Here is a 17,459-nt window from a genome sequence, read left to right on the forward strand (position 1 = left end):
TCTTTTCCCCTGACGCCAGCCAATTCTGTCCGAATCCGCCCCTGATTCGGACTCTTTTCCCCTGGTTTCCGCTCTTTCTGTCCGAATCCACCCCTGATTCGGACTCTTTTTCCTTTGTTTCCGCTCTTTCTGTCCGAATCCGCCTATGATTCGGACTCTTTTTCCCTCGTTTCCCCTCTTTCTGTCCGAATCCGCCCCTGATTCGGACTCTTTTTCCCTCGTTTCCTCTCTTTCTGTCCGAATCCGCCCCTGACTCGGACTCTTTTTCCCTGATGCCTGCGCTTTTTGTCCGAATCCACCCTTCATTTGGACGCACATCCCGCGACCACCCGCTTCCTGTCCGAATCCGCCCCTGATTCGGACTCTTTTCCCCTGGTTTCCACTCTTTCTGTCCGAATCCACCCCTGATTCGGACTCTTTTCCCCTGGTTTCCGCGCTTTCTGTCCGAATCCACCCTTGTTTCGGACTCTTTTTCCCTGGTTTCCGCGCTTTCTGTCCGAATCCACCCCTGATTCGGACTCTTTTCCCCTGACGCCAGCCAATTCTGTCCGATTCCACCCCTGATTCGGACTCTTTTTCCCTGATGCCTGCGCTTTCTGTCCGAATCCACCCTTCATTTGGACTCACATCCCGCGACCACCCGCTTCCTGTCCGAATCCCCCGGCCGGAATTTCTCCGTCAGCGACCCCAACTATCAAATCTTCTAAACAAAAACACTTTATCTTTCATCGATTCCCCTATATAATGGGAGTTGAAAATTACATAGTACGTTAACCACAAGGGGAGCGATTGCTGAGAGTGAACAATTCATTGTTCTGACCCTTTGAACCTGTTAGTTAATGCTAGCGCAGGGATGTGGACCGGATGGACGCGCGATGTCTGTCCGCCTTACATGTTCTCCCTTATGGTTGTCGTATTTCAACTTGGATGAAGGGGGATTTTTTTATGTCAAAAATGAAGTTAATACCAATGATTGAGGCAGCTGTTTTCGCTGCACTTGCGGTAATTCTGGATCTGCTGCCATCCATCAGGCTGTCGCCGGCGATTTCGATTTCCTTTGCGATGGTGCCGATTTTCATCGTGGCGTTCAGGTGGGGATTGAGAGTGGGATTGGTTTCCGGATTTCTCTGGGGGCTTCTTCAAGTGGTAATGGGCGATGTCTGGTTCCTGACGCCGCTACAGTTCGCGATTGAGTACTTTGTAGCCTTCACTTTTGTAGGATTTGCAGGGCTCCTGTACCGTCCCGTCCAGCAGAGCCTTCGAAATGGAGATCGAAAAAAACTGCTGGCCTGGGTCATCACAGGGATTGTCATTGGCAGTATCGCCCGGTACTTCTGGCATTTCGTTGCCGGTTTCATTTTCTGGGGCGAAAGTGCGCCTGAAGGCCAATCAGCTGTCCTGTATTCTTTTATCGTTAACGGCACAACGGTGCTTGGCGCGATCATTTTATGTTCCATCGTCTTGGCACTGCTTGCGGGAAGCCTTCCGCGATTATTAAAAACAAACAATACAGCTTTGAATATCGACCGCAAAGCATCATAAAAAAAGCTGTTGGTTCCGGGAAGAATCTCTGTTTTTTGCACTTATTGCTTCTTCCCTGCTTAGCGGGGTTTTCATGGTGATCGATCAAACAAATAAAAAGGCTGTTTTCGCATATATTGTTGCTTTCGGAAAAATCCCAGGTGCCGGATTTTTCCCCTGTATTCAAAGTTTTTACTATAGAAAAAGAATGAGCAGCTCTTTTTTTTCCTGCTCACTGGGATTTTTACGGTGATTTACCAAGGTGTTATTGAAAAGTTATATTGAATAGCAACAAAGTTTACGAAAAGAGCCACTAAAAAAGACGGTATCCCGGCAAGTCCGGGGTACCGTCTTTTTCCCTTTACTTCTTTTTACTTACAGGGATCCAGATTTCGCTTTTAAAATCTGGGGCCGTAATGTCTTTCTGTTCATTCCACAAAATTTCCGGACCTTCTGCCTGCTCAAAAGGTGCTGAGGGAAACCACTCTGAATAGATCCTTCCCCATACATTCTGAAGTGTATCAGGGAAAGGGCCTTCCACTTCAAAGACCGCCCAAGTCGAGGCTGGAACCTTCAATGATGCTAAATGGGCAGGGCATTCCCTTGTAGTGGCTGCCCCGATATAATGGTCCAGTTCCCCCTTCTCCTCCATTCTGCCTTCTGAAAAATTAACAGAGGCACTGACGATGCCTGAAGGATCAGTATTGGACAATTGCTTCATTTCTTGTATCAGGTCCCCATTTAAGCCCTTCCACATTTTTTCAATTTCTGTATTAACACCCTTGAATACAATCGGTACTCTTTTCATGATCCCCGCAATGCTGAATGGCTGTTTTTCTTCGATTCGATAATTCATTTCTTCCCCTCCATCTATTGTTAGTTGGAAGGTCATTTTCGGGAAGGCTTTTAAAGGACTGCCATTGTCCCTTGCTTCTGTCGGCGTTATCCCATGGTATTCCTTGAAAGCCCGTGTAAAAGCATCCGGCGATTGGTAGCCATACTTCAGGGCTGCATCGATCACCCGCAGATCTCTATCCCTCAATTCAGCTGCAGCACAGGTCAGCCGCCTGCGCCGGATATACTCTGTCAAGGTGAATCCCGAAAGATAGGAAAACATTCGCTGGAAATGATATTCCGAACAGAGCGCATACTTTGCAGCTTCCTTCAGGTTCACATCCCCATCGAGATGTTCTTCAATATAAGCCAGCGCTTTATTCATATTTCGCAGTGAATCCATACAATGACCTCCCTTCTGAAAATAGAATATCAGGTTACGATTGATGCTCCCCTGCAATCCCTGCCCGATTCTGCAGGAAGCCCCGTTTTCTAAGCTTTCCCTTCATTCCAGATATTTTACAGGCATCTGCCCATATAAGTGCATAGAATATTGAAACGTTACCAGGAGGAGATAACAATGTATTCAACACCATTTCATTATCACAGACCCGTCCATGGCGGCGGAGGGCACGCAAGCTGGGGGCACGGCGGCGGCCAGGCGACCTGGCATCACGGCGGCGGAGGATATGGCGGCTATCATCCGGGCTGGGGATATGGGCCAGGATTCGGAGCAGGCGCCCTTACCGGCCTCGCGGTGGGAGCAGCTGCCTCTCCCGGCCCCTACCCGGTACCGGTCCCTTACCCTTATCCCTATCCATACCCATATACCTACCAGACACCTTATTACCCGCAAGGATAGTAAAAATGCAGGCGGTTTCCCTCACAACAAAGCAGGGGAACCGTCTTTATTCATGTTATTGCAAAACTCTCTATTGTAAGCTTATGTAGAATTATGTAGAATTTTGTAGAGAAGAAATATTTTAGCAGGAGGTTGTAATGATGAAACCTAACGGCAAGATTAAACTCATTATCATTCTATCAGTTACAATCCTCATCTGCCTGACTACTACCAATATATTGGTTTCTTATTTTACAGCCAAGAAGGCGGCTGAAATTTCTGTGGCGAATAATGCCCTGGAGATGGCAGATTCCATTGCGGACTCCATGGATACCGCTGCCTATGAGAGATTCCTTGAAAATCCGGAAAGAAACGAGGACTACTGGCAGATACGTGAGAACCTTTACGAAGCCAAGCAAAATACCGCTGCATTGTATGTATATACCCTTGCTTTTGAGGACTCAGCATCACGGCCGAAAGTCATGATTGCCGGTTTTCCAAGGGACAATCAGCCATATTATGAAATCGGGATGGACTGCATGGTGCCTCCTGACGAAATCCAGCGCGCCTATGAAGGGAAGCCTTATTACACAGGAAAGATTGAGGATCCTCATTACGGGGAATACATATCCGCCGGAAGCCCGATTATAAATGGCCAAGGCGAAACCATCGGATTCCTCAGCATCGACATTTCCACTTCCAGACTGGACCGGATCGACGTTGTTGTCATCAGAAACAGCATCCCGGAATTCATCTTAAGCGGTATCCTGGTCATTGTGCTGCTTACTGCATTTATACTCATTCAAAGATGGTACAATCATGAATTAAAAAAACAAATCGGCGATACGGAGGAAACCTATCATACAGAGCTCGAGTCCTTGATCCAATCCGTTCGTTCCCTGCGTCATGATTTTGCCAATCATATTCAGGTTTTAAATGGCCTGTTGAAAATCGGCAAGCACCAAGAAGCCTTGGATTATTCGGATTCGATGCGTGAAGAGGCGCATCTTCTTTATCGATTGCCTATACAACCAAAGAACCCTGCCTTGTCCGTTCTTTTTCAGACAAAAGCACTTGCTGCGCAAAATCAGAATATCGACATTGAGTTTCATATCGCAGATTCCTCCTTTGAACGTTTACAAACGACCGATTTGATCAAGCTGCTGTCCAATCTGATCGATAATGCCCTTGAGGCAGCGAGCGAACTGCCAAAAGACGACCGGAAATTGGAGGTTTGGTGTAATGAGGACTCCGGGGAATATGTTTTCAAAGTATTAAACACAGGACGTGCGATTTCCGAGGAAACGAAAGACAGGATCTTCACTCCGGGGTACTCCACAAAAGCCTTAGTGAATACCGGTCAAAAAGTCAGGGGCCAGGGCCTTTATATAGTCAAACAAATCGTTGAGAAATATAATGGGAGGATTTCAGTTCAGTCAGAAAACAATACAACAACATTCGAAATCAGATTTCCGGTCTGATCTGAAAGTCCCGGAAATATCAATTTGCCCATAAACAAAGACGGTTCCCGATGCAGGGGAACCGTCTTTATCTTTCTTATTTGCCTTTTTGTTTTTCTGCAACTTCAAGCCGGCTGCTTCCCATCAAATACACGAACACCAGTGCAATCACCAGGGGAATCAATGCGTAAGCAAAGGTAGCCGTGATGGAATCAGACATTGCGCCTGTGATTTTTTCGAGGACAGCAGCGGGAATCTTTTCCCGCATTTCAGGCTCAAAAAGGCTTCTAGGATCGCCAGTCGGAAAACCGCCGCCTGATTGGCCTTCGAATGCTGAAGCAAGATTACTGGAGAAGAATTTGGTCTGCAGGGTCCCGAAGACTGTGATCCCGATTGTCATCCCCAGTGAACGGAAGAAGGCATTCGTTGAATTGGCCGAACCCCTAAACCTAGGTTCAAGCTTATGGATAGTAGCGTTAGGCAGCAGCGAGAAGGAAAATCCTACGCCAAAACCGCTTATCACCATATACAGTGTCAGCAGCCATCTGCTTGTTTCCGGTCCCATTGTTGCAAGCAGGGCCATCCCTATAATAAAGGATATGATGGACACCCACATGATGCCGCGGTAACTGTTCTTTGTCATCCTGATTCCCGCGGCAGCACTGCCGGCAACGGATCCAAGCATCAATGGCGTCAAGATCAACCCTGCGTTTGTCGCCGATCCTCCATAGACGGACTGAACGAAAATCGGGATCAGGATGGTCAAGATGATGAAGGCAGACCCATATAAAAAGGCCAGTGCCTGGGCTGAGGCAAAAAGCGGGCTCTTGAACATCCAGAAAGAAATGATCGGCTCTGCCGCTTTTCGTTCAATAAAAAAGAAACTGATAAAGAAGATCAAAAAGGAAGCCAGCAGACCGATAATCTGCCATGAACTCCAGGAGAACTCATTCCCGCCAAGCTCAAGGGCGAACATGAGGCTGACCACTGCAGCGACGAGAGTAATCGCCCCGCCCCAATCAATGCGTTCTTTAGATCTTTCAGGAGACTCCTTATACGCAGTCACTACAAAGAACAGGGACAGAAGCCCGATCGGGACATTCACATAAAAAACCCAATGCCAGCTGAGGTTGTCCGTCAAAAAGGCGCCTATCAGCGGACCGAATACGGACGCCGAGCCGAATACCGCCCCAAGAATTCCTGTCATTTTCCCTCTTTTTTCAGGAGGGAAAATATCAAACACGATGGTAAACGCAATCGGCAGCAGCGCTCCGCCCCCGATTCCCTGGATTGCCCTGAAAATACTCAACTGGACGATATCCTGGGCAATACCGCAAAGCGCAGACCCTATAAGAAAAATAGTGAGGCCGAAAATAAAAAAACGTTTTCGCCCATACATATCCGACAGCTTGCCGAATATCGGCATCCCTGCCATTACGGCGACCATGTAAGCTGAAGTCACCCATACAAATTTATCAAGCCCTCCCAAATCGGAAACGATCGATCCGAGAGCCGTAGCGACAATCGTGTTATCCATCGCCGACATCAGGATCCCCAACAGCAGCCCCGCAAGCGCGAGGTTCATATTACTTTCCTTTGCGACCACCGCAAACACCCCTTTTTATGTAAGGCTGTTTTCGCATATATTGTTGCTTTTGGAAAAATCCCAGGTGCCGGATTTTTCCCCTGTATTCAGAGGTTTTCTCTCGAAAAAGAACGAGCAGCTCTTTTCTTTCCAGCTCCCAGGGGTTTTTACGGCGATTTACCAGGATATTAGTTGAAATTTATATTGAATAGCAACAAAGGTTACGAAAAGAGCCTTATGTAAATAAATGATATCCCCTTCATTATAGTCCTCTTCCAGACAATGTCCAGACGGTTTAGCGCATTAACGCAAGTGGGGACAGTCCCCACTTGCGTTAATGCGCTAAAGTACATAAACACATTGAAGGCCCGTGCTGCTTCAGATTTCAGCAACAGCACAGGTGTTCCTTCAATGTTATGAGGCCTTGCCATACTCATCCCTTTTGACATTGTACTTCCAGGCTTTATCTTCATCCATCATCTTCTTCGCTGCGTATATGAGTATAAATTGAACCAAGATAACCGGCAGCCCCATCAGCCCTGAAATGACCGACAACGGCGGCAGACCTCCTATCCTCATAAGCAATAAGGCAAAGACCGTAATGACAGCCGCAATGATGATCCGCAGCCGTTTTGCAGGTTCAAACCTGCTCATGTCCCTCGTGCTTGTATAAGCTGCCACAGTGTAGGTTGTGGAATCCAACGTCGTCGTCAGAAAAATGAGAGCCACGACGATAAACACAATTATAGAGATGCTGCCAAATGGAAGGGTGGACAGGATTTCCGGAATAGCTGCCATTCGCTCCTCATCCTGAACAAATGACAAAATGTCCAAATCCCCGGTTAAGTACCGATGTACACCCAGTCCCCCAAGAACGCCCGTCGCCGCCCATGATAACAATGTCGGCGCCAGTAAATACGTAAGAATCATTTCCTTAATTGTTCTCCCTTTGGAAATCCTGGCCGCAAATACACTGTGAAGCATCGCCCAGGTTGCGCTGTATGCAAACCAGAAAACCGTATTGCTCTGCATGTAGGAAGCCCCTCCACGGTGCACGGAATCTGTGTTCAATGAGAACGAAAGATAATTGGATAGCAAAAAAGAAACACTATCAGAGAAATAGTTCAATATAAACACACCCGGACCGGCAACCAAAATGAAAAGAGCAAAAACTCCCGCTAAATACATATTCAGGGTACTCAGCCTTTTGATCCCCTTGTCAACTCCGAGATAAGCACTCAATGAAAACAGGAAAACCCAAATAATCGTGACAATGATGGTCATACCGAATGTCACTTCAATATCGAGAAGAGTGGATAGATTATACGTTACGATCGGCGCACCAAGTCCAAGGGTTACGGCAGCTCCTGTCAAAATACTCACGAGAAAAAGGACATCCAGGGCTTTGCCTCCCCATCCATCCGTGAATTTATCCCCAAAAATCACGCGGCATGCCTCGGATATCCGCATAAGCGGACGTTTTCTCACATGAAGAACATACCCCATCGCGGGGGCAATCATGACGAAAATCGCAAATACCTGGAAGCCCCAGAGAAACATACTATAAGCGTTACCCCATAACAATGCTTCCGCCGAACCGGGTTCCACACCTGCCGGCGGTTCGTTGGCAACGGATGTCCACTGCAGCATCCCCGTCCGCATGATGGTCGAACCCACACCCATGGCAATCAGGATGGAGGCGTATTCAAACATTGTAAAGTGCGGTTTTTCATTGGGATCTCCCAATACAATCTGACCGTACTTGGAAAAAGAAAAATAAATTGCCGCTCCTACCAGAAGGAGCCCATACCATAAATAGCCCCACCCGAAAAAAGAAACAATCGAATCAAAAATTGAATTCAATAATTCCAATGACTCTGACTCAAAGAGAGCCAGTGGTGTTCCAATACCTATGAGAATTAGGAGGGATGGAACGAAAATCTTGTAGTCAATCAAACTTCTGCTGTTCATAATTCCTCCAATAAATTATTCTGACATTTAGCTTAATTCATTTACCCGGCGTAAAAAGACATAAAACTTCTTCTTTATGTAAGGCCCTTTCCATGAACTTCGCTGCCTTTCCCAAGATCATCCATAGCAAATACCGTTTTCATATATTTCCCCTTATTAACCAAGAAAGATAATAACTGCTCTTCTATACAGAAAGAAAAACCCCGGTGCCAAGGAAGAGGTAGATCTTTCACCCAAACAGGCCTACACAAAAACGACTTCCCCTTGTGCAGGCCAACCATCATATAGATCGATATATCTATGGAATCCCGCGGCAGGGACCTTATGTTTCCTCAACATAAAAACAGTGCGGAACATCCCCGCACTGCCTGATGAATTACGATTTATTAAGCTGCCAGGTGCTGTAGTTCAAGCGGAGCGCATAACTTACCCATAGGATGTACGGCACCATCATCGCCCCTGCTTTTTTATCCTCTTGATAGAACCTGTACGTGGTCAGCGTAATCATCGTCAGCAGGACACAGATCTCTGTAAAAGCAGTCCCGCGAAGTCCCCATCTAAAAAACAGGAATGACCACAAGAAATTAAGTCCCAGTTGTATATCATACAGAATATTATCCGCCACAGACGGCTTCTGCTTCATGGAGACCCGGTAATTCGCCAGTCCCATCAACGAATACAAACTGGTCCATACTGCCGGGAACACCCAGCTTGGCGGGGAACCTTTGGGCTTCTTCAGGTTTCGGTAAATGCTCTTGGCATTCTTTGTGGCAAGAAACCCTGTCACCATCCCTCCGACAACTGGTATGAGCAGATCACTAGCCAGTTTTGCCTTCTCGACTTTTCCGTTCACTTCAAAAACAGTCACACATACACCCCCTCAGCCTTTTTTCTTTATGTTTCCTAATTCGCCCCGGAAGAAACATTTCCCCAAAGAAAAAAGCCCGGTTCTAAAAACCAGGCTCCTGAGTGCTTATATTCTGCTATTCTGCTTCACTTTCCGGTTCCAACCAGGTCTGTGACCACTTTTCTATATCACGGATAAGGGGTTCCAAAGCCAACCCTTTGTCTGTCAGGGAATATTCAATCCGGACTGGAGTTTCCGGGTAGACCTCGCGCTTAACGATCCCCTCATTTTCCAGTTCCTTCAATCGCTCAGAAAGCACCCGGTTACTGACGCCGGTATCGGAACTGATTGCGCTGAATCGCTGCGGTCCGCCCAGAAGCTGGTACACTATGATGCCAGTCCACCTTTGGCTCAGGATCCCCATGGCTTTTTCGAACCTTGGACAAATTGATGTATCCATCGAGATCAACTCCTTGTCTTCCATTATACCCAATTTGTATTCGAAACTAAATTACTTTTATCTAAAAAGGTACTTGACGTAATTAAGTTCCTAAAATATAATCAGTTACATAAAGTAACTTAATAATAAAACGTACAACTAGGAGGTGTCACAGTGAATTTCCATCAAGAACCCCTGACATTTGTCGGAAAAGTTCACTTAAAGGTTCACAACCTGGAACGTTCCATTCTCTTTTATAAGGAAGCAGTCGGCTTTAAAGTTTTGAGCCAGACGGAGCAAACTGCCACCTTGACCGCAGACGGCACAACTTCACTTCTGATCCTTGAACAGCCTGAAGACATCATTCCATGCGCGGGCAGAACGACGGGATTATATCATTTTGCGCTCCTTCTGCCTAAACGCTCGGACTTAGCGAATATCGTCCAGCACTTTGCTGAAATCGGGCTTCGCTTCGGTTCATCAGATCACCTGGTCAGCGAAGCGCTATACTTTTCCGATCCGGATGGTAACGGGATTGAAATCTATGCAGACCGCCCTTCCCGGGAATGGGGCTGGAATAATGGTGAGGTAAATATGACCGTTGACCCTTTGGACTTTGATGATCTTCTTTCCATTAAGAGATCACACCATTGGAACGGCCTCCCAGCTGAAACCGTCATGGGACATATCCACCTGCATGTATCCGAACTCGCCGGGACGGAAAAATTTTACACACAAGGACTTGGCTTTGACGTGGTCAGCCGATATGGAAATCAAGCTCTTTTCATCTCAACAGGCCGCTACCATCACCATATCGGATTAAATACCTGGAATGGTGTCGGCGCCCCTCAACCTGCAGCTAACAGTACAGGACTTCAATCGTACACATTAGTGCTGCCAAACGAGGAAACAAGAAAAGCAATTGTAAATCAGCTGAAGAGTATCGGTGCTGATGTAACAGAAGACTTCATGACTGAAGACCCTTCAGGCAACCGCATCTTTTTGGAAATTTAGGAACAGCAGGTGACGATCATCATGGGAATTTTAACTAACTTATTTAGAAAGAAATTAGAGGAGGAAACAACAATGACTAATGAAAAACTGAACATCGGAATCATCTTGGGAAGCACTCGCGAAGGACGCGTAAGCCCGCAAGTAGGAAACTGGGTAAAAGGCCTCGCTGATGGACGTGAAAATGCAAACTATGAAATCGTCGATATCGCAGATTTCAACCTGCCGTTCTTAGGAACAACAGACGGAACAGAGCCGGGAATTGCCGCTTGGAACGAAAAGCTTGCAAGCCTTGACGGATTTGTCTTCATCGTCCAGGAATACAATCACAGCATTTCCGGCGCATTGAAGAATGCCATCGATTTCGCACGTGAAGCATGGAACAACAAAGCAGCCGGGATTGTCAGCTACGGTTCAACAGGCGGCGCGCGTGCAGCTGAACACCTTCGCGGCATCCTTGGCGAATTAAAAGTAGCCGATGTCCGCACTCATCCGACACTGTCTTTATTCACAGACTTTGAAAACTGGTCAGAATTCAAGCCTCAGGACCTTCACTTCACAAACGTCAATGCCATGCTTGACGAAGTGGAGTCCTGGAGCGGAGCTTTGAAAACAATCAGAAACTGATTTGACGTACAGCCGTCTGCTTTCTTCAAGCAGGCGGCTTTTTGTGTTGTCTTGTAATTCCAGGGACTCTCTTTCCTCATGGAATATCTTCTCCCTCCTGAGAAATCAATATCGAGGCTCCCGTTGCGCGTGCCCCTTTCCGTCCACACTTTATTTACCTTACAGAATCTTCCTGTCATTCTCTATACACTTTATCGGAATTTCCAGTTTAGCTTTTCGCAAAAAGTGGAATCAAACAAGCGTACACAATAATTCCAATAATTTGAAAGGTGGTTAACGTCAGTGGCGTTTTTACACAGAAAGCAATTGGTATTTGACGCAAAGCCTCAAAGTTCAGACCCCTTATTCGCGAAGAAATTACAGGAATTGATCGGCGGCCAATATGGTGAAATGACAATCTTCATGCAGTATTTATTCCAAGGCTGGAATACGAGAGGCAAGCATGAGAAATATAAAGATTTAATCATGGATACAGGAACAGAGGAAATCGGCCACGTGGAACTTTTAGCAACGATGGTGGCCAGATTATTGGACGGTGCCCCTGTTGAAGAGCAGGAAAAAGCCGCAAAGGATCCAGTAATCGAGGCTGTGCTTGGCGGTATGAACCCTCAGCATGCCATCGTGGCCGGAATGGGAGCCATGCCTGCAGACAGCAACGGCAACCGCTGGACTGCTGATTATATCATTGCGAGCGGAAACTTGATGGCTGACTTCCGTGCCAATCTGAACGCTGAATCCCAGGGACGCCTGCAGGCTGCCCGCCTCTATGAAATGACGGACGACCCGGGCGTCAAAGAGATGCTTTCTTATCTCATCGCACGTGACACAATGCATCAGAATCAATGGATTGCGGCTCTTCAGGAACTGGCTGAAGAAGAAGGCGGCATCATCGTTCCTACCACAGTCAAAGAGGACAAGGAAGCCGAGGGATTCTCCCATCAGTTATTCAATTATTCCGAGGGCGAAGAAAGCCGCGAGGGAAGCTGGGCAACAGGCGCAAGCCCGGACGGCAAGCAGTTTGAATATGTGGATCATCCGAAAATCGTCGGCGGTCCGCTGGAGCTTAAACCGGCACCGGCTGCTCTTCACAATACCCCGCCCCCGAAAAAATAATAGAGACCTAAAACAGGAGACAGCCGGGCTGTCTCCTGTTTTTTTGTATCAACCAGCACATCGGACACTGGATATTCATGGAATTACAGGTAATTCCATGTTACTATTAATGGATGAAGGAATATTCAGTCAATAGCAGGAATTTTTTATCAAAATCTAAACCGGCAGGCGGGAAACTTTATGCAACTGACTCTTCATCCAGTTAATGAACTGATAAGCAATTATGAATTTAAAAGACAGGGAGCACATATCCTTTACATGTATACCGACGAAACACAGTATATTGCTAATGCGTTTCAGTATATATATGAAGGCTTACGCAATGGCTGCGCCGTGCTTTTCATCGATACTGAAGAGATTCTCAGCATCATTAAGGAGAAACTGAGGGAAAAAGGACTTCCTGACAGCTGCTTCAAAAACCTGATTTGCATTGAAGCTGGCCGGTTTTATATTGGGTGGGACGATACAAACGTTTCGAATGCCTCCAAAAAACTAAACACCCTGTTACGCCCCTTCATTGAAAGTAACTTCTCCATACGTACCTGGGGAAGCCCGGTAATCCCTCTCCATGAGCCAAACCTGGAGAACATCAGAAACTATGAATGCCAATGCAATGAATTCATCATAGCGGAAAGTGTGAGTTCTGTCTGTTCTTACAATGCCTTGAAAACCCCTGCCTACCTGCAGAATGAGTTATTGAAGACCCATACACACTTAATGACTGACGAGACCTATGTCAAATCCGTATTTTATAATCCGCAAAATCATGATTTCACAACAGAAAAAGAGCTTCTTAGACTCCGGCAGATAGATGACCGATACCTGCTTTTAAAAGAAGCTGACAAAAAGCTGATTGTGGAAAACAGCCTGGAAAAGGTAAGGAATCAAATCATTAAAGATGGAGAGGGGAAAATCCGAAACATCATTAATAAACTGCCTATCCCTGTCATCATCAGGACAGATAAAGGCGTTCTCTTTTCAAATGATAGTGCATTGGAAAATATTATCTCTGGAAGTTCGAAAAAAGGGCTGAACGACTCCTTTAAAATCTGTGAGGAACAAAACGACAAGTCAGGACAAGTGCAGGAGTATCACTTTACAAGTGAGCATGAACCTCCACGGCAGTACTTCGTGAATTCCATAGACCTTCTCTTTAATAATGAGGAAGCAGTTCTTCATTCATATATCGATATCACCAAGGAAAAGGAAAATGAATTGCTCATCATCCGCTCTGAAAAGAAAAATATTGCCGGCCAGCTTGCAGCCAGTATTGCCCATGAATTAAGGAATCCCCTCACAGCCGTCAAAGGCTTCTTTCAACTGCTTAAAAGCACTTCCCAGGAAAATCAATATTATTATAATGTGATAGCCGATGAACTTTCGAGGATTGAAGAGATATCCAATGAACTGCTGACATTGGCCAAGCCTCAGGCTGAAAAACGGAGTGATCACAATGTCGTTCAAATTGTAAAAGATGTACAATTACTTCTTTCTTCACATACCAACATGGGGAATATTGAAATGCTGCTGGACTGCAGTGAGAAAGAACTTTTCATCCATTGTGATAACAATAAGATCAAACAGGTCTTCATCAATATTATCAAAAATGCTATTGAGGCTATGGAGAATGGCGGTAAGATAGCGCTTGTGATCAAGGAGCAGGAGAGAAATGTGAACATCCGGATCACAGACCAGGGAAAAGGGATTCCAGAGGAAGTTCTGAGCAAATTGGGGGAACCTTTCTTCACGACAAAAGAGAAGGGAACGGGAATAGGACTGATGGTTTGTTACCAGATCATTGAAAACCATGGAGGCACCTTGGAAGTCAGCAGCAAGATTGATACAGGAACTACCTTTTCAGTTTCCTTGCCTAAAAATGGCCAGGTTCAGCATTGAACCTGGCTCTTCCTCAATGGCTGTTTTCGCATATATTGTTGCTTTCGAAAAAACCCCAGGTGCCGGATTTTCCCCTGTATTCAAAGTTTTTACTCTAGAACATGAACGAGCAGCTCTTTTCTTCCCTGCTCACCGGGGCTTTTACGACGATTTACCAGGACTATATTTGAAATTTATAGTGAATTGCAACAAAGTTTACGAAAAGAGCCTTCTTAATCCACACTCTTCAGATATTCACTCATCACATGCATATACTCTTCCGTCTCTTCGATATAAGGCATATGGGCACTTTTCTCAAATACATGGAACTTCGCGCCGGGTGTCAATGTACTGAAATATTCCGTCGACTTGGGAGTCGCTTCATCAAAGCGGCCGCATGTATACAAAACCGGTACATTAAAATTCTTCAGCTGATCTGTGCAGTCAAAGCTTTTCAGATTGCCCGTGACGTGAAATTCAGACGGGCCCCACATATGATTATAAACTTCCGGCCCACGGAACTCCCTGCCTTTTTTCAGAAACTCCGGATAGGGATCAAGCCGGCAGACAAAATGTTTATTGAACACTTCTGTCGCTTTCTTATACTCATCAGAATCCGTTGTCCCATTTTCTTCATTTCTCTTCAGCGCTTCCTGCACGTCACCCGGCAGCAGCCTGCGGTTTTCCTCTTGATCCTCTGCCCACATCGGCGCGCTCAAGCATGGACTAGAGAATATGATGCTCTTTACGCCTTCCGGTTTGGCTAAATAATAAGCAGCGGCCAGTGTCGTTCCCCATGAGTGGCCAAGGATATGGAATTCATCAATCCCCAGCCCGTCCTTCACCTGCTCCAATTCGTCCACAAACCGGTCGATGTTCCACAGGGATTTGTCATCCGGACGGTCAGACCTGCCGCATCCCAGCTGGTCATAAAATATGACTGGACGATCTTCTGCAAGGATCCGGAGCCCCTGCATGGAATAATGTGAGGATCCCGGACCTCCATGCAGGATGACCACAGGAGTGTTCCCGGATTCCTTGTTATGTATCTGATACCAGACCTTTCCGCCTGTCACTTCAACAAATCCTTCCTCAATCTTCATAACTCTTTTCCTCCCAACCAATTAAAAATCTCTATCATAAAGGAATTCTATCATAAGAGCAGGAATTCCTTTTCAAAAACCTGCAAATCAGGAGACAGGCTGCAATTCCTGCCTCCTGATTTACCTTCTAATAGACCTTCGGAAGCACTTCCCGTTTCTCCAGCATTTTGAATACACGGATATGAAATTCAAATTCTTCATAACTCATGGCTGCACCCTGACGAAAATCATATGAAGAAAAGAATGATTCCAGCAATTCACTGCCCTCATCATCCAGCAGGGAGGAAAGCATCAATTTATTCTTCAGCTTTTCATACATATTGGAATGTCCATACAATTTAAAAATTTCTTCCATCTCTCTTTCAGTCATATTCTCCGGCTCTCCTTTTTCACAAGATTCAATAGTGTATGCAGCCACCTTTCAGGACGACGCGGTACTTGTCCATGTCCCTGCTGCCATCCTGTAAAGAGGCTCAGGCAGAACCACCAATTTTGGAACAGTGAAGATACAGCTTGTTTATAATAAATGGAGGCCGATTTTGATTTTCTATAAAAGGGAAGCCTCCCGCAGAAAAACACTTTTAATAGAAAGGAAGAGTCAGAATGGCAAAGGAAAAAATTCCATCCGATTTATATGAATCCCTGCGGAATGCGGGATTCCAGCTTGAAAACCACCTCAATGAGTATATTCATAAGTATTTGAACAAGAAAGAGTTCGCAGCTGCAGCTTCCATTTTTAAAACGGGACAAAGCAAGCTGACCTCCCTGCTGCAGGAGCTGCATGAGGCGGCTTCACCGCACCTCAATGTTCCCACAAAGCAGGATTTGGCCAATATCTCGAAACTGATCATCCAAGTAGAAGAAAAAGTCGATGTGCTGAGCGACCAGGTTGAAGAACTGACGGAAACCGTGAAACGATTGAACAAGGAACAGCCCCTTCAATCATCACAGACAGATGCTTCCGTATCGGATACTCTGGATTTAGAGTCGAAACAATGGGAAGATTCCATCCAGGAACGGATAGAAAGGCTAGAAGCTTTAAAAGAGATGGCTGCAAATTCACTTAAACCGGAAGCCACTTCAGCAAAAATCCGGAATATGGATATATTCCAGCTCCTCGACATGCTGCAAAGGAAAAAGAAAGATGAATAATCCAGAGTTCGATTCCCAAAAGGAGATTGAACGCTGGAAGGGTTTCTTCAGTATTTGGACCGACCCGGAACCGGCAGTCGGCCCGACACCCAGAACTGCTGTATGGAAGAAGAACAAGGCCGCTCTGTGGTACTATCCTTCATCTAATAAGAAGTATAAGGTTCCGTTGTTCCTCGTATACTCGCTTGTGAATAAAGCCTATGTTCTGGATATGGCTCCCGGGGCAAGCATGATTGAAGCATTTGTTGAGAATGGATTCGATGTGTACCTGCTGGAATTCGGATCTCCTGCCTTTGAAGATCAGGATATTACGATTGATGATTATATCATCGACTATATCCAAAGGGCTGTCCGAAAAGCGCTTGCCCATTCAGGAGCTGAAGAAATCACAGTCATCGGGTACTGCGTCGGCGGCACCCTGGCTGCCATTTATGCCTCGATTGCCCAAGAGCCGATCCGGAACCTCATCATCTGTGTAGCACCGATTGATTTCTCGGATTCCCCAAAATTCGATCAATGGGTCGAATATATACGGGAAAATGATATCGATATTGAAAACCTGATGAGACTCAATGGGGCAATCCCCCCGAAACTGATGAAGATCGGCCTCCGTGCCGCCAGTTCGCCAATCTACTTCAGCCACTACCTCTCCCTTCTAAATAAAGCATATGACAAAGAATACGTTGCCAGCTGGAGACGTTTCAATAAATGGACAAACGACCATGTCGGATTTTCGGAGGCGGCCATGCTTCAGCTTGGGAATGATATAGTCAAAGAAAACAAATTCATGAAGAACACACTGACGATCCGGGGAAAAAAAGCATCACCTTCAAACATTTGCGCCAATCTTCTCGTAGTCGCTGGAAAGCACGACCGGCTTGTACCGGATGTGCTGAGCAAAGGCTTAGCAGATGTCGTTTCCAGCAAGGACAAAACCTACTGTCCTGTTACAGGGGGGCACACCACCATGGCCGTCAAAGGAAAAGGACTGCCGAAATTCCTTGCTGACTGGCTGCCCGAGAGGTCGAATTGATTATTGTCTTTGGTTTGAAAAGCTCTTTTCGTCAGGCTCTTTTCGTA

17 protein-coding genes and 1 riboswitch are annotated in these 17,459 nt (G+C 46.1%); of the genes, 9 read left to right on the plus strand and 8 right to left on the minus strand.

Annotated features, from left to right (window positions below):
- Positions 1-610: hypothetical protein (locus tag D3H55_RS24775; RefSeq protein WP_420808784.1), on the minus strand; the 610-nt coding region annotated here is incomplete at its 3' end.
- Positions 611-769: 159 nt separating this feature from the next.
- Positions 770-871, plus strand: a riboswitch (TPP riboswitch).
- A gap of 74 nt (positions 872-945) precedes the next feature.
- Here D3H55_RS24775 and thiT point away from each other — a divergent pair.
- The gene (gene thiT / locus D3H55_RS22200; protein ID WP_119549504.1) at positions 946-1,542 is read left to right on the plus strand and encodes an energy-coupled thiamine transporter ThiT; all 597 of its coding nucleotides are present in this window, start codon (positions 946-948) and stop codon (positions 1,540-1,542) included.
- A gap of 340 nt (positions 1,543-1,882) precedes the next feature.
- On the opposite strand, the gene D3H55_RS22205 is transcribed toward thiT, so the two are convergent.
- Positions 1,883-2,758, minus strand: coding sequence for an AraC family transcriptional regulator (locus tag D3H55_RS22205; protein ID WP_119549505.1), 876 nt, complete (start codon positions 2,756-2,758; stop codon positions 1,883-1,885).
- 177 nt (positions 2,759-2,935) lie between these two features.
- Here D3H55_RS22205 and D3H55_RS22210 point away from each other — a divergent pair, with 177 nt between their 5' ends.
- Together D3H55_RS22210 and D3H55_RS22215 are read left to right on the plus strand one after the other, a co-directional pair.
- Positions 2,936-3,217 carry a hypothetical protein gene (locus D3H55_RS22210; protein WP_119549506.1) on the plus strand — a complete coding sequence of 94 codons (282 nt, stop codon included), beginning with the start codon at positions 2,936-2,938 and terminating at the stop codon, positions 3,215-3,217.
- 140 nt (positions 3,218-3,357) lie between these two features.
- Complete coding sequence (locus D3H55_RS22215) at positions 3,358-4,677, plus strand: sensor histidine kinase (RefSeq protein ID WP_168413223.1); 1,320 nt, start codon at positions 3,358-3,360, stop codon at positions 4,675-4,677.
- A gap of 76 nt (positions 4,678-4,753) precedes the next feature.
- Here D3H55_RS22215 and D3H55_RS22220 read toward each other — a convergent pair whose 3' ends face one another.
- The 4 genes from D3H55_RS22220 to D3H55_RS22235 all read right to left on the minus strand — a co-directional run bounded on the left by D3H55_RS22220 (position 4,754) and on the right by D3H55_RS22235 (position 9,519).
- Positions 4,754-6,262 (minus strand): MDR family MFS transporter, encoded by a 1,509-nt coding sequence (locus tag D3H55_RS22220; RefSeq protein ID WP_119549508.1) that lies wholly within the window; start codon positions 6,260-6,262, stop codon positions 4,754-4,756.
- A gap of 393 nt (positions 6,263-6,655) precedes the next feature.
- Positions 6,656-8,212: a BCCT family transporter gene (locus D3H55_RS22225; protein WP_119549509.1), complete on the minus strand. Its 1,557-nt coding sequence runs from the start codon at positions 8,210-8,212 to the stop codon at positions 6,656-6,658.
- A 376-nt stretch (positions 8,213-8,588) separates the two neighbouring features.
- Positions 8,589-9,080 (minus strand): TspO/MBR family protein, encoded by a 492-nt coding sequence (locus D3H55_RS22230; protein WP_119549510.1) that lies wholly within the window; start codon positions 9,078-9,080, stop codon positions 8,589-8,591.
- Positions 9,081-9,195: 115 nt separating this feature from the next.
- A complete protein-coding gene (locus D3H55_RS22235; RefSeq protein WP_119549511.1) occupies positions 9,196-9,519 on the minus strand; it encodes a winged helix-turn-helix transcriptional regulator in 324 nt (107 codons plus the stop codon).
- Between the two features lie 153 nt (positions 9,520-9,672).
- Here D3H55_RS22235 and D3H55_RS22240 point away from each other — a divergent pair, with 153 nt between their 5' ends.
- The 4 genes from D3H55_RS22240 to D3H55_RS22255 all read left to right on the plus strand — a co-directional run bounded on the left by D3H55_RS22240 (position 9,673) and on the right by D3H55_RS22255 (position 14,145).
- Positions 9,673-10,512 carry a VOC family protein gene (locus D3H55_RS22240; protein ID WP_119549512.1) on the plus strand — a complete coding sequence of 280 codons (840 nt, stop codon included), beginning with the start codon at positions 9,673-9,675 and terminating at the stop codon, positions 10,510-10,512.
- 21 nt (positions 10,513-10,533) lie between these two features.
- Positions 10,534-11,136 carry an NADPH-dependent FMN reductase gene (locus D3H55_RS22245; RefSeq protein WP_119549513.1) on the plus strand — a complete coding sequence of 201 codons (603 nt, stop codon included), beginning with the start codon at positions 10,534-10,536 and terminating at the stop codon, positions 11,134-11,136.
- 282 nt (positions 11,137-11,418) lie between these two features.
- Positions 11,419-12,249 (plus strand): manganese catalase, encoded by an 831-nt coding sequence (locus D3H55_RS22250; RefSeq protein ID WP_119549514.1) that lies wholly within the window; start codon positions 11,419-11,421, stop codon positions 12,247-12,249.
- Between the two features lie 180 nt (positions 12,250-12,429).
- Positions 12,430-14,145 (plus strand): ATP-binding protein, encoded by a 1,716-nt coding sequence (locus D3H55_RS22255; RefSeq protein WP_119549515.1) that lies wholly within the window; start codon positions 12,430-12,432, stop codon positions 14,143-14,145.
- Positions 14,146-14,357: 212 nt separating this feature from the next.
- Here D3H55_RS22255 and D3H55_RS22260 read toward each other — a convergent pair whose 3' ends face one another.
- Positions 14,358-15,227: a proline iminopeptidase-family hydrolase gene (locus D3H55_RS22260; protein ID WP_119549516.1), complete on the minus strand. Its 870-nt coding sequence runs from the start codon at positions 15,225-15,227 to the stop codon at positions 14,358-14,360.
- A gap of 127 nt (positions 15,228-15,354) precedes the next feature.
- Entirely contained in the window at positions 15,355-15,597 is a 243-nt protein-coding gene (locus D3H55_RS22265; RefSeq protein WP_119549517.1) for a hypothetical protein, read from the minus strand.
- A 233-nt stretch (positions 15,598-15,830) separates the two neighbouring features.
- Between D3H55_RS22265 and D3H55_RS22270 the strand changes: the two genes are divergently transcribed.
- Both D3H55_RS22270 and D3H55_RS22275 read left to right on the plus strand, forming a co-directional pair.
- Positions 15,831-16,379 carry a hypothetical protein gene (locus D3H55_RS22270; RefSeq protein ID WP_119549518.1) on the plus strand — a complete coding sequence of 183 codons (549 nt, stop codon included), beginning with the start codon at positions 15,831-15,833 and terminating at the stop codon, positions 16,377-16,379.
- A complete protein-coding gene (locus tag D3H55_RS22275) occupies positions 16,372-17,412 on the plus strand; it encodes an alpha/beta fold hydrolase (protein ID WP_119549519.1) in 1,041 nt (346 codons plus the stop codon). The genes D3H55_RS22270 and D3H55_RS22275 overlap by 8 nt, the downstream gene beginning before the upstream one ends.
- The last annotated feature ends 47 nt before the right edge of the window (positions 17,413-17,459 follow it).

Source organism: Bacillus salacetis, assembly GCF_003581585.1.
Taxonomy (GTDB): Bacteria; Bacillota; Bacilli; order Bacillales; family Bacillaceae_B; genus Rossellomorea; species Rossellomorea salacetis.

What these genes read in the sequence shown, in the direction of transcription:
- thiT (WP_119549504.1), top strand. Translation starts at nt 946, where the DNA reads ATGTCAAAAATGAAGTTAATACCAATGATTGAGGCAGCTGTTTTCGCT.
- D3H55_RS22205 (WP_119549505.1), bottom strand. Translation starts at nt 2,758, where the DNA reads ATGGATTCACTGCGAAATATGAATAAAGCGCTGGCTTATATTGAAGAA.
- D3H55_RS22210 (WP_119549506.1), top strand. Translation starts at nt 2,936, where the DNA reads ATGTATTCAACACCATTTCATTATCACAGACCCGTCCATGGCGGCGGA.
- D3H55_RS22215 (WP_168413223.1), top strand. Translation starts at nt 3,358, where the DNA reads ATGAAACCTAACGGCAAGATTAAACTCATTATCATTCTATCAGTTACA.
- D3H55_RS22225 (WP_119549509.1), bottom strand. Translation starts at nt 8,212, where the DNA reads ATGAACAGCAGAAGTTTGATTGACTACAAGATTTTCGTTCCATCCCTC.
- D3H55_RS22235 (WP_119549511.1), bottom strand. Translation starts at nt 9,519, where the DNA reads ATGGATACATCAATTTGTCCAAGGTTCGAAAAAGCCATGGGGATCCTG.
- D3H55_RS22245 (WP_119549513.1), top strand. Translation starts at nt 10,534, where the DNA reads ATGGGAATTTTAACTAACTTATTTAGAAAGAAATTAGAGGAGGAAACA.
- D3H55_RS22255 (WP_119549515.1), top strand. Translation starts at nt 12,430, where the DNA reads ATGCAACTGACTCTTCATCCAGTTAATGAACTGATAAGCAATTATGAA.
- D3H55_RS22260 (WP_119549516.1), bottom strand. Translation starts at nt 15,227, where the DNA reads ATGAAGATTGAGGAAGGATTTGTTGAAGTGACAGGCGGAAAGGTCTGG.
- D3H55_RS22265 (WP_119549517.1), bottom strand. Translation starts at nt 15,597, where the DNA reads ATGACTGAAAGAGAGATGGAAGAAATTTTTAAATTGTATGGACATTCC.
- D3H55_RS22270 (WP_119549518.1), top strand. Translation starts at nt 15,831, where the DNA reads ATGGCAAAGGAAAAAATTCCATCCGATTTATATGAATCCCTGCGGAAT.
- D3H55_RS22275 (WP_119549519.1), top strand. Translation starts at nt 16,372, where the DNA reads ATGAATAATCCAGAGTTCGATTCCCAAAAGGAGATTGAACGCTGGAAG.